Raw genomic sequence first — 12,659 nt, forward strand, 5'->3', positions numbered from 1 at the left:
TGAAAATTTTTTAAATTAATTTTGTAGGCTCTTTCCTTACCCCAACATTTAGTATAGAGTCTATTTTTCTATATTGAAATTATAATAAAAATACAAAATAAAAAAGTGCCGATAAAATCGACACTTTTGTGGAGCGGATGATGGGAATCGAACCCACACGATCAGCTTGGAAGGCTGAAGTTCTACCACTAAACTACATCCGCATATCTCTGTAACGGATAATATTATATCATTACAGAGAGAATTTGTCAAGCATTAATTTGATATTTAATATTATACTTGATTTTATTGCGCTTTTAGGCTATACTTTTATTAAATGAATTTAAAAAGACAGGGTGATATTTTTGGCTGATAATAAATCTGTTAATAATGAAATCAACGAGGACGGTGCTTTAATTGCATTGACCGATGAAAGCGGCAAAGAGGTTGTTTTTGAAATTCTCGGAGTTGTAGATTACGATAATCAGGAGTTTGCAGTGCTTATTGAAAACAGTGCCGATGCAGACGAGGTTGTAATTTTTAAAATTCAATCTCTTGACGATGAAAACGAGGAGTTTGTCAGCATTGAAGACGAGGAACTTTTAAATAAGGTCTTTGAACTTTTCAAGGCTCAGTATGACGGATATATGAAATTTGAATAATTATATCTGAATTTGAGTTTAATTAAATTAATACATTTTAGCTTGACTTGCCAAAGGTCAATTAATTTTGACTCTTGGCAAGCCTTAGTTATATACGAGGGTTGTTGTGGATTTATTAAAGGATAGTGTTAAAAAGTTATATTTCCGTTATCTGTTTCCGTCAATGGGCAGTGCGGTTGTAGCGTCGGTATATCTTATGACCGATGCCGTTGTAATCGGAAAAGGAATAGGAGATAACGCACTTGCGGCGCTGAATATGACCACTCCGATTATCAGTTTTATGCTGTCAATCGGCATATTGTTTGGCATAGGCGGTTCTGTTTTGTTCAGTGTGCACAAGGGTACGGGAAATGATGAAAAAGCAAACAAATGCTTTACCACTGCTTTAATCGGTGTTTTGACGGGAGCGGTTATTATTTGTCTGTTATGTAATATTTTTGACAGGCAAATACTTGCACTTATGGGCGCAAAGGACGAACTTTTCGATCTTGCCTATGATTATGTGCGGTTTTATTACTACTTTTCTATTCCGAGCGTTTTGGTTAATTTTTGCTCTGCTTTTGTTCGCAGTGACAAAGACCCCAACAGAGCTATGGTTGCCGTTACGGCAGGCGGAATCGTAAATGTTGTGTTTGATATTGTGCTTGTTTATCCTGCGCAAATGGGTATGGCAGGTGCGGCTATTGCATCGGTTTCGGGTATTACTGTTCAGCTTTTGGTTTGCCTTACTCATTTTCTTTCAAAGAAAAATACAATCCGTATTTCAAAGCCTGTAAATACTCTTAAAAATATATTTCAAATTGTTAAAGGCGGACTTTCGGGATTTATTACTGAGCTTTCAAATGCGATTATAATATTTGTATTTAATTTACAGCTTTTAAATTACTGTTCAAATGCAGAGCTTGCGGTTTATGGAGTGCTTGCAAACTGCGCAATACTTTTCAATGCTTTGTTTGTCGGCGTAGGTCAGGCGGTACAGCCTGTATCGGCGTTCAATTTTGGCGCAGGTCAAAGCGACAGAATTGCAAAATTGCGCAGATATGCTTACACAACGGTGCTGATTATGGGCGTTATTTTTTCATTATCGGGAATACTTTTCCCTGAATTTATCGCATCTTGCTTTATCGACCTTACAGACGCTACCCGTACCGTAACCACAACCGCTATGCCAATTTACTTTATAGCGTTCTTTGTAATGGGTGCGAATGTGCTGTCAACATATTATTTCCAGTCGCTTATGAAAGGCGGATATTCGCTTGCGGTTTCTATGCTGAGAAATATTTTTATCAGCTCGCTTTTGCTTATTACATTGCCAATGCTTTTCGGCGGTTTTGCAATATGGTTTGCCATTCCGATTACAGAAATTGCGGTTGCTGTTATAAGCGTTATTTTGCTTATCAAGAGCAACAATAAAATGAAATCTAAAATTTAATGGAGTAATTTATGGAATATTCAAAGATATTATCACAAGAATTTAAAATAAAAAAAGAATACGCACAAAATATTATTTCTTTGCTTGATGACGGCAACACAATTCCGTTCATTGCCCGTTATCGTAAAGAAATGCATGGCTCAATGGACGATCAGCTTATTCGTGAATTTAGCGAAAAGCTGGAGTATTTGCGTTCGCTTGATAAGCGCAGAGAGGAAATCCGCACGCTTATTGACGGACAGGAAAAGCTGACAGATGAAATCAGCCTTGCCCTTGATAGGGCAGAAACATTGAGCGAGCTTGAGGATATTTACAGACCTTATCGCCCAAAGAGAAAGACAAGGGCGTCTGTTGCAAAAGAAAAGGGGCTTGAACCGCTTGCAGAGATTATTTTAAAGCAGGAGAGCAAATGTGATCCTGTAAAATCAGCCGAAGATTTTGTAGACGAAGGAAAAGGCGTTGCAAATGTTGAAGATGCTTTGCAGGGCGCAATGGATATTATCGCAGAAACAGTGTCGGATAATGCGGAAATCAGAAAACGCATAAGAAATCTTGCAAATGTAAACGGTGTTGTGGCATCGGTTGCCGTTGACGCTGAAAAAGACAGCGTTTATCGTCAGTATTATGACTACAAAGAACCTGTAAAAAAGATTGCCGACCACCGGTTGCTTGCGGTAAATAGGGGAGAAAAGGAAGGCTTTTTGAAAGTCAGCATTGAGATGGACAGCGAAAGACCGCTTAATTCCATAGCAAAGGTTATGATTACAAACCCTGCTTGTGCGTGTGCCGATTTGGTAAAAACAGCGTGTGAGGACGCATATTCAAGACTTATTTTCCCATCTATTGAAAGAGAAATAAGAAACGATTTAACAGAAACCGCCTGCGAAAATTCAATGAAAGTGTTTGGTGTAAATCTCCGTCAGCTGCTTATGCAGCCGCCTGTTAAGGGAAAAACCGTACTCGGACTTGACCCCGGTTATCGTACAGGCTGTAAGGTTGCTGTTGTTGACGGTACGGGTAAGGTGCTTGATACAGCGGTAATTTATCCCACACATTCAGAGCAAAAGGTAAAGGAATCAAAGCAAAAACTTTTACAGCTTATAAAAAAGCATAATGTAGATATTATATCAATAGGCAACGGTACGGCGAGCAAGGAAACCGAAATGTTTGCCGCCGATGCAATCAAAGAGGCTGACCATAAGGTTTATTATATGGTAGTCAGCGAGGCAGGCGCATCAGTGTATTCGGCATCTAAGCTTGCAGCAAAGGAACTTCCTCAGCTTGACCTCACACTCAGAAGTGCGGTGTCTATTGCAAGACGATTGCAAGATCCGCTTGCAGAGCTTGTAAAAATTGAGCCAAAGGCAATCGGCGTGGGACAGTATCAGCACGATATGCCGCAGAAAAAACTCGGCGAAACGCTTGACGGTGTGGTAGAGGGCTGCGTAAACTCGGTCGGTGCTGACCTCAACACCGCATCTCCTGCCTTGCTTTCAAGAATTTCAGGTCTTAACAGTACAGTTTGCAATAATATTGTTGCGTATCGTGAGGAGAACGGCGCATTTACTTCTCGTACAGAATTAAAGAAAGTTCCGAAACTCGGACCAAAGGCTTTTGAGCAGTGCGCAGGATTTTTAAGAGTGCCGGAAAGCAAAAATCCACTCGATAACACAGGTGTTCATCCTGAAAGTTATAAGAGTGCGAAAGAGTTGCTTGCACTTCTTGATTATTCGGATAAAGAAATTAAAGAGGGCAAATTTACCGATTTGGCAAACAGAGTTGCGGCAAAGGGAACTAAAAGCCTTGCCGATACACTTAAAATCGGTTTGCCCACTCTTGACGATATTGTAAAGGAGCTTTCAAAGCCCGGCAGAGATCCCCGTGATGAAATGCCTGCACCAATGCTCCGCTCTGATATTCTCGACATTAAAGACTTAAAGCCTGATATGATGCTTAAAGGAACAGTAAGAAATGTAATTGACTTCGGTGCTTTTATCGACATTGGCGTTCATCAGGACGGACTTGTGCATATCTCGCAGATTTGCGATAAGTACATTAAGCACCCGTCAGAGGTGCTCAAGGTCGGCGATGTTGTAGATGTAAAAATCCTCAGCGTCGAGCCCGAAAAGAACAGAATCAGCCTTACAATGAGATTTTAAAACAGAACATAAAACAAAGCCGCTTTATCGTGTGATAGAGCGGCTTTGTTAATAAAGGCATGGTTTGCACGCAAAGTTTAGTTTTATAAACTTAAAATTTAGGTCAACCCTTTTTAAAGGGTTGCGGATTTGGGCAGAGCCCATAAAACAGCAAAAATCGCACTGGTTTTAAGAATAAATAAACAGTTGTAATTATATCGTAGAATGGCTGAACTTTAGACTGCTCAAGACTTTAGTAGAAAACAAAAGTTAAGACCAATGAGTGGCAGAGAGTAAGTTACGCTTGAGTATCAGTAGAGAAAAAATATTCTAAAGGACAGAAAAGTTTTTTTGTGTGACTAATTTGCCCTTGAAAAGAGGCAAATTAGTAGCTTGAGTAGCGTGGCTTTCCTCTTTATTGCTGTCGCAATTAAAAGGCTTGCGCCGTTGTGTTCAAGTCGCCAAACGGCTTGCCGTTTGGCTATCAAAAATTTGCGATAGCATAAAGTTTTGTGGGCGTTGCCCACACCCACAACCTTTGAAAAGGTTGACCAAACTTTTAACTTCGGGACGGAAAGTTTGGCTTTTATTTACTTTGTTAGACGACCGAGAGAGTGTTAAACCATAAATTAATGCTCACCTATTAACAAAAAGTTTTTTAAAATAAACAGCAAAAAGCGGTATCGAAAAACGATACCGCTAATTTTATGCAATAAATATAAATTATTCAACACCGAGGAGCTTTTTAGATGCCTCTACAAGGCTATCTTTAATGCTTTCTGCATCGTTGAAGTCTTTGCCGACTGCTGTGATGTAAGCCTTAATCTTTGGCTCTGTACCACTTGGACGGATAATAACGCCGTTGTCGCCCTCAAGACCAAATGAAATTACATTTGAAGTAGGGAGGTCGATAGCTGTCTTTTCGCCTGTTACAGTGTCAAGCTCATATTTGAGAAGATAATCGGAAACCTTAACAACCTTTTTGTCGTCAATCTCAGTTGGAATGTTCTCTCTGATTTCAGCCATAATGTTGTTCATCTTTTCCATACCTGCCGCACCCTCAAATTCAAATGCTGAAGTATGGTTGAGATAGTAGCCGTATTCCTCGTAAAGTGAGTCAATAACCTGAGCAAGCGATTTGCCCTGCTTTTTGTAGAATGCTGCCATTTCACAAACAAGCATAGATGCAACTACTGCATCTTTATCACGAACATAGCTGCCTGCAAGGTAGCCGTAGCTCTCTTCAAAGCCAAATACATATCTGTTCTCTTCACCTTTCTTTTCAAGGTTTAAGATAACTTCACCAATGTACTTAAAGCCTGTAAGAACATTCTTAAGCTCACAGCCATACTTTTCGCAGAGCTTGTTGATGAGCTTTGTTGTAACGATTGTCTTAACTAAAACCGGCTTTTCGGGAAGCGTGCCGTTTGCCTTGCGTGAAGAAAGGATATAGTCTGTAAGCATAATGCCGTTTTCATTGCCTGAAATAAGTCGGTAGCTGCCGTCATAATCCTTAACTGCAATACCAACTCTGTCTGCATCAGGGTCAGTGGCAAGGAGAAGGTCAGGCTGTACCTTTTCGCAAAGCTCAATACCCTTTTGAAGAGCCTCTTTGATTTCAGGGTTCGGGTATGGGCAAGTTGTAAAATTGCCGTCCGGGAGCTCCTGCTCTGGAACTACTGTAATTTCCTCAACGCCGATTTTCTTAAGAACTTTTCTTACAAGCTTGTTGCCTGTGCCGTTGAGTGGGGTATAAACTACCTTTAAGCCTGCACCCTTGCAAATGCCGGGGTTTACCTGCTGTTCCATAACCTTTTCAAGGTAGCTGTCATATACATCTTCGGAAACATATTCAATAAGACCGCTCTTAACAGCCTCGTCAAGGTCAGCAATCTTAACATCTTTGAACATATCGAGCTTGCTGATTTCGTCATATACAATGCCAGCGGCAACATCTGTCATCTGACAGCCGTCCTCACCGTATGCCTTATAGCCGTTGTACTTTGCAGGGTTGTGGCTTGCTGTTACCATAATACCTGCCTGACACTTGAAGTAACGAACAAGGTAAGAAAGTACAGGTGTAGGCTGTAATTCTGAAGTGATATAAACCTTGATTCCGTTGCCTGCAAGAACTCTTGCAGCCTCAATCATAAAGAGGTCAGCCTTGATTCTGCTGTCATGAGAAATCGCAACAGAACCCTTACCGTACTTCTGAATAATGTAGTTTGCAAGTCCCTGAGTAGCCTGACGAACTACATAAATGTTCATTCTGTTAGTACCTGCTCCGATTACGCCTCTAAGACCTGCTGTACCAAAGGTGAGAGCCTTGTAAAAGCGATCATAGATCTCGTCCTCGTTGCCCTTTATGCTTTCAAGCTCAGCAATAAGGTCAGCGTCTTCGGTAGCGCTTTCTAACCATTCATTGTAAAGTTTCATAAAATCCATAAATAACCCCCGAGATATACTTTCACCGCAAAAAAATGCGTGTGAAAATGGTATTAATTTATTTATTTAAAAAAATTTCACTAATTAGTATAACATAATTGCAATGGAAATTCAAGTATATTATTAATGCCCGACCATTTTTTGAAAAGTCGGGCATTAATTGTTAAAAATTTATTTGCTGATAAAAATTAATTGAGAAAATCTGCAAAAATTTGTCGATTAATGTTTAAACCGCTTTGGCTAGTCAATATGCTTTTTGCTAAATTTTTCCTTGCATAAATTGCATATTTTTTTGTAACAGAATTCTATGCCTGCGGCTATCAGATTTATTATGCCTGAGCTTATCAAAGCGCTGACAAACACGCATAAAATCATAAGCGGCATAAACGGAAATCTCGCATAAAAATCGGTTGTGTTTTTATTTAAAAATTCATAGTAGTAAATTGCATCGAAAATAAACGACAGCAGGTAAGTGCCGAGAACCAAGTCGGAAATTTTCCAAAGAACAAATTTTACCTTTACATTAATGTTATCAAGTTTGAGATTTTTTATGATGAGGAAAATCAATACAGACATTACATATGGCTCAATGCCGCTCCAATACACATAGTTTGAAGTTGAAAACGGCGTGCCGTAGCATCTGTAAAAATTGAAAGTACCAAATCCGAAAACGACAACCACAAGAGCAATTATAAGGTAAATGTTTTTAATTTTTGTGCCGTACTCACGAATGTAGCATCCTGTAAAATAGTAGGCGATAGGATAAATGCCAACCCACCAGCTCGGTATCAGCTTTTGTGTTTCTGCATTTGACGCAGGATTTGCCCACCACTCCAAGGAGTCAAATCTAAACGCATTGAAAAGTGACGGCAAAATGGTAATGGCAATTAATGTGATAAGCAAAATATTCTTTTGCTTGCGGCTGTCAAGATTTTTGTAAATAATATTAAGAAACGGAACAAGCAAAAACAAGCCTATATACATTTCTATGTACCACGAGTAGTTAGCGCCTGTAAAATCTAAAATACCTGTAAAAAAGGTAAGCGGAGTAAGTGTGTAACTTCCGACAATGGATTTATAAATCATACAGGCAATCGCCACAAGAATGTAGACTATTATGGTTTTTCTTATGCCCGAATAGTAACCCTTTTTCAGCGTTTTGTTGCACAAAAGGAAACCCGACAAAATCATAAACAGCGGTACGCAAACAGAACACAATGTGCGCAGAACAGTTGCAAAATACATTACCGCATTATCGTTTGTTGTGTAATAGTAGCCCGAATGGTAAAAGAAATGAATACCGATTACACAAAGCACTGCTATAATTCTAAGAATATCCATATTAGGATTTCTTACTTTTAATTTTTCAAGATTCATTGTTACCCTCTCATTAAATGCCTTTCGCAAACTACGAAAGGCATTGACTGTAAATTTATTATAAGTTTTAGTTTAGTCCTCAAGAAATTCCTCAACGATAAATCTCGGACGCCTTTTGACTTCTAAATAAATTTTTCCAATGTACTCACCTATAACGCCTATTGCAAGAATCTGAAGTCCGCCGATTGCCCAGATAGAGCAGAGCAGGCTTGCCCAGCCGCTTACCGCAAATCCCATAAAGTAGCTGACAAGGCTGTAAATAATCATAATTATGCTTGCCGCAAACACCACTGCGCCAAGACCTGTAATCATTCTGATTGGCTGAATACTCAGAGATGTAATGCCCTCCCAAGCAAGAGCGAGCATTTTTTTGAGCGGATATTTGCTTTCGCCGGCAAGTCTTTCAAAACGCTCATATGTAACTATATCCGATTTATAGCCGATAAGAGGTACCATACCTCTAAGGAAAATATTTGTTTCCTTATACTCGGCAAAGGCATTTAAAGCTCGTTTGCTCATAAGTCTGAAATCGGCGTGGTTAAAAATAACCTTTGCACCCATTTTGTTGAGAATTTTATAGAATGCCTCGGCTGTAAATCTTTTAAAGAATGTATCGGTTTCTCTCTTTGAACGCACACCATACACAACATCACAGCCGTTTTCGTATTTTTCAACCATTTCGTCAAAGGTGTTGATGTCGTCCTGCAAATCGGCATCAATAGAAATAACAGCGTCTGCCTTGTCCTTTAAAGTGATAAGACCGCAGAGCAGAGCGTTTTGATGACCTCTGTTGCGAGAAAGTTTTATTCCCTGAAACACAGGATTTTTGCTATGCAATTCACTGATAATGCTCCATGTTTTATCCTTAGAACCGTCATCAATGAAAACAATTTTGCTGTCATCTGTAATTTTGCCCTCAAGCATCATTTTGCTGAATTTGTCAGAGAGCTTTTGCGCCGAATCCCTTAGTACCTCTTCTTCATTGTAGCAGGGAATGGCAAGGTAAAGTTTAGTCATAATTGCCTCCGAATATATTAACGCAGAATTATCCATTTATTACATACTATTATATATCGTTAATATTTTAAAGTCAATAACACACAGAAAACGGACTAAATCATATAAATGTATATTAAAGGAAGTAAAAGAAAAGAAAATTTTAATAAAATAGTAAATTTAGTCTTGTAAAGGGTGAAAGATTGTATTATAATTAAGAAGTAAAAAACCTTATGGAGGTATAATCAAATGGCTCAGAAGTCAATAGCAGTATTAACAAGTGGCGGTGACGCTCCTGGTATGAATGCCGCTGTAAGAGCAGTAGTTCGTGCAGGTATAAATAAAGGTATGAGAGTTTACGGTGTTTACCGTGGATACAATGGTTTGCTTAACGGCGATGTTCAGGAAATGAATCTTCGCAGTGTTTCGGATATTATCGGCTTTGGCGGTACAATGCTTTACACAGCAAGAAGTGAAGAGTTTGCTACTCCCGCAGGTATTAAGAGAGCGGCTGATTTTTGCAGAAGTATTGATGTTTCAGGCGTTGTTGTAATCGGCGGCGACGGTTCTTTTAAGGGCGCTCGTGCTCTTACAAACGCAGGTATTAACTGTATCGGTATTCCGGGTACAATTGATAATGATATTGCTTGTTCAGAATATACAGTAGGCTTTGACACAGCTATGAATACAGCACTTCAGATGGTTGACCGTATTCGTGATACAGCTCAGTCACATGACCGTTGCTCAATCGTTGAGGTAATGGGCAGACGCTGCGGCGACATTGCTTTGCAGACAGGTATTGCAACAGGCGCAACAGCTATCCTTGTTCCTGAAATTCCATATAACATTGAAAGAGATGTTATTCAGAGAATTGTAAATACTCAGAAAACAGGCAAAAAGCACTTTATCGTTGTTGTTGCTGAGGGTGTAGGCAAGGTTGCTGAACTTGCTAATTATGTAGAAAACAGACTCGGTATTGAAACCCGTGCTACAATTCTCGGTCATGTTCAGCGTGGCGGTTCACCTACACTTCGTGACAGGGTTGTTGCAAGTGAGATGGGATTCAGAGCAGTAGAGTTGCTTGAGAGAAATCTCGGTAACCGTGTTGTAGCAATGAAAGACGGCAAAATTATTGACCTCGATATCAATGAGGCTCTTGATATGCAGCGTGTATTTGACGAGGATCTTTACAGGATTGCTATGACAATTTCTATCTGATAATCAGATAATTTAATCAGTTTTTAAAGTGTCGGGGCGGACTATGTTCGCCCTGATTTTGTATTCTTATATTGAAAGGATTTTCGCCTTATGATAACCTCTCAGCAGGAATTGACAAGGGATATGATTTTTTATTCTGTTTGCGTGTCGGATTTTGAAAAGCTCGATTTTAAAAACGATGCGCTTGCAGGCGTGCGTGCAAATTATTTTAATTCAAATCACCGCCCACAGGCTGATGATACCGATATTCTTTTAGATGATGTATCGTACAAGCTCTCTTACAAAATGAGCAAAAATCAGCCTTTATCGTGGAAAGTGACAAAAAATCTTCGTCCGTATCAGTCTGTAAAGCGAGAAACAGGCGGAATTTACTGCGTGAGGTATTATACCGAAAATGCCACTGTTTATAAAAAGCAATTTTTTGACAGCTCACATTTGTGGATAAGAACCGAGTACTTTGACAAAAGCATTGAGGGCGAAAGACTTTGCACCGTATCACCCAAAAAGATTGATGATGTAATTGTTATTGAAAAAATTACTTTCAGCAATAACCGCAAGGTTGGCAGTGAAACCTTATTTCCGTCAGATAAAAATTCAGACGGAAACAGTGCCGCACTTGTTTACTCTAACAACGGAATGATATGGTATGACAGCAGTTTTGTACCGAAATATTCTGTAAAAGAAGAAAGTAAAGAAAATACAGTAAGCGAGCCGAAACCGAGCAGGTTTGAGCTTGAGGCGGATAAATTTTTACCGGATTATTCTCCTGAAAATCCGATAGATTTGTCATCACTTGAGTATCTTGAAGATACATTTAAAGAGCCGCAGCCACAGATAACCGCTTATGACAGGATAGAGAAAATCCTTGAAGAGGCTCACAAAACCAATAAAAATCTATTTGGTCAGATTATTGAAAACACTTGCGTTGAGATTGCAGATGAGGAAACCGAGCTTTTGGACGACTCAGAGGAGCTTACCGAAGATAATATGGCTGAAAGTAAGGCTGAAATTTCAGAGAAAACACAGCAAGCATCTGATACCGAGGAGCATACAGAAGAAAGCGAAACCACTCAGGAAGTCAGGGAAGATATTGTAAAGGCTGAGGAAGAGAAAAAGTCGGATGCAGTTGTAAGTACAACTTCCGGTAATTATAAGTATTTTGGTGCGGTGGATGAAAATGGCTTGCGTACAGGCAGAGGCAGAACCGTATCGCCGAGCGGAATTACCGCATATGACGGTGAATATGCACAAGGCAAGCGTGACGGCTTTGGTGTATTCTACTACAAAAACGGTGATATTAATTATGTCGGTGAGTGGGCGCAAAACCGGCGCAGCGGCGCAGGCGTGGGTTACAGAACCTCTGACGGTACGATGCACATAGGCAAGTGGGATAGTAATACTCCATGTGGATATGGTGCAAGATTCAATAAAGACGGCACATTTTTAGATGTAGCCGATTATACAAACGGAAAGAAAAACGGAAAGTGCATTTCATTAGATGAGAACGGCAATTTCTATATTTCAATCTGGGAAAACGGAAAGAAAATTTCAGAGCATATTATTGAATGGTGATATAATGAATGACTTTGATGTTATTACAATGTTTAATTCTTTTTGTGAAAAATACTTGCCCAAAATTACAATTTTTCTTATAGTTTTTGCAGTAGGTACAATAATTGTCAAACTTTTGCTAAAACTAATTAAAAAAATACTTAATAAAAGCAAAATTGAGCGTACTGTTATTACATTTTTCTTTTCTATATTAAAAATAGTTTTATATTTGATTGTTGTTATGACAGCGCTCTCTACAATCGGAGTTAATGTTTCTTCAATCATAACTACATTTGCCGCTGCGGCAATTACTGCCGGTCTTGCATTGCAGGAATCACTGGGAAATGTGGCGAGTGGCGTGGTAATTCTTATAAGCAAACCGTTTGTTGCAGGAGATATACTTGAATTTGAGGGTATAAAGGGATATGTAAGGAGTATTCGTATTTTTTCAACGCAGATACATACCTTTGACAATAAAATTGTAAACATACCGAATTCAAGGCTGACCGCAAACAATGTTACAAATTGCACAGGGCAGACAAACCGCAGAATAGACCTTTCTTATACTGTCGGCTATGATGACGATATTGACCTTGTTCGTAAGATAATTCTTGACCTTGCAAAGTCAGATGAAAGGGTTTTAAAAGATCCGGAACCAAAGGTATATGTTGATAAATATCTTGACAGCGGTATTCAAATTGTTGCTTGGGTGTGGGTAGAACCTGATGATTATTACGGTGTTTACTATATGATGCAGGAAAATGTACTCAAAGAGTTCAAAAAGAACGGCGTAAATATTCCGTATCCCCATGTTCAAATCGTAAAAGAATAAAATTCATATTTTTAAAACTATTGCAAAAA

The 12,659-nt window shown here is 39.2% G+C and carries 9 protein-coding genes and 1 tRNA gene; 6 read left to right on the forward strand and 4 right to left on the reverse strand.

The features are described 5' to 3' along the window. Positions 1-129 precede the first annotated feature (129 nt). Positions 130-203: transfer RNA gene (locus tag DXC23_RS00005), tRNA-Gly, on the reverse strand. 132 nt (positions 204-335) lie between these two features. Here DXC23_RS00005 and DXC23_RS00010 point away from each other — a divergent pair. The 3 genes from DXC23_RS00010 to DXC23_RS00020 all read left to right on the forward strand — a co-directional run bounded on the left by DXC23_RS00010 (position 336) and on the right by DXC23_RS00020 (position 4,232). After that, positions 336-641: a DUF1292 domain-containing protein gene (locus DXC23_RS00010; RefSeq protein ID WP_242997355.1), complete on the forward strand. Its 306-nt coding sequence runs from the start codon at positions 336-338 to the stop codon at positions 639-641. 106 nt (positions 642-747) lie between these two features. Next, complete coding sequence (locus tag DXC23_RS00015; protein ID WP_117704172.1) at positions 748-2,073, forward strand: MATE family efflux transporter; 1,326 nt, start codon at positions 748-750, stop codon at positions 2,071-2,073. 11 nt (positions 2,074-2,084) lie between these two features. Then, complete coding sequence (locus DXC23_RS00020; RefSeq protein WP_117704173.1) at positions 2,085-4,232, forward strand: Tex family protein; 2,148 nt, start codon at positions 2,085-2,087, stop codon at positions 4,230-4,232. A 702-nt stretch (positions 4,233-4,934) separates the two neighbouring features. Here the strand turns inward: DXC23_RS00020 and DXC23_RS00025 are convergent. The 3 genes from DXC23_RS00025 to DXC23_RS00035 all read right to left on the reverse strand — a co-directional run bounded on the left by DXC23_RS00025 (position 4,935) and on the right by DXC23_RS00035 (position 9,053). Next, positions 4,935-6,656: a phospho-sugar mutase gene (locus tag DXC23_RS00025; RefSeq protein ID WP_117704174.1), complete on the reverse strand. Its 1,722-nt coding sequence runs from the start codon at positions 6,654-6,656 to the stop codon at positions 4,935-4,937. 240 nt (positions 6,657-6,896) lie between these two features. Continuing rightward, positions 6,897-8,033 carry an acyltransferase family protein gene (locus tag DXC23_RS00030; protein ID WP_117704175.1) on the reverse strand — a complete coding sequence of 379 codons (1,137 nt, stop codon included), beginning with the start codon at positions 8,031-8,033 and terminating at the stop codon, positions 6,897-6,899. Positions 8,034-8,105: 72 nt separating this feature from the next. After that, positions 8,106-9,053 carry a glycosyltransferase family 2 protein gene (locus tag DXC23_RS00035; RefSeq protein WP_333780952.1) on the reverse strand — a complete coding sequence of 316 codons (948 nt, stop codon included), beginning with the start codon at positions 9,051-9,053 and terminating at the stop codon, positions 8,106-8,108. 225 nt (positions 9,054-9,278) lie between these two features. Here DXC23_RS00035 and pfkA point away from each other — a divergent pair, with 225 nt between their 5' ends. The 3 genes from pfkA to DXC23_RS00050 all read left to right on the forward strand — a co-directional run bounded on the left by pfkA (position 9,279) and on the right by DXC23_RS00050 (position 12,630). After that, positions 9,279-10,247, forward strand: coding sequence for a 6-phosphofructokinase (gene pfkA, locus DXC23_RS00040; protein ID WP_117704177.1), 969 nt, complete (start codon positions 9,279-9,281; stop codon positions 10,245-10,247). Positions 10,248-10,337: 90 nt separating this feature from the next. Further along, positions 10,338-11,819, forward strand: a complete 1,482-nt coding sequence (locus tag DXC23_RS00045; protein ID WP_117704178.1) for a hypothetical protein — start codon at positions 10,338-10,340, stop codon at positions 11,817-11,819. 4 nt (positions 11,820-11,823) lie between these two features. Then, entirely contained in the window at positions 11,824-12,630 is an 807-nt protein-coding gene (locus tag DXC23_RS00050; RefSeq protein WP_158552379.1) for a mechanosensitive ion channel family protein, read from the forward strand. The last annotated feature ends 29 nt before the right edge of the window (positions 12,631-12,659 follow it).

The organism is Eubacterium sp. OM08-24 (assembly GCF_003438075.1).
GTDB lineage: Bacteria > Bacillota > Clostridia > Oscillospirales > Acutalibacteraceae > Ruminococcoides.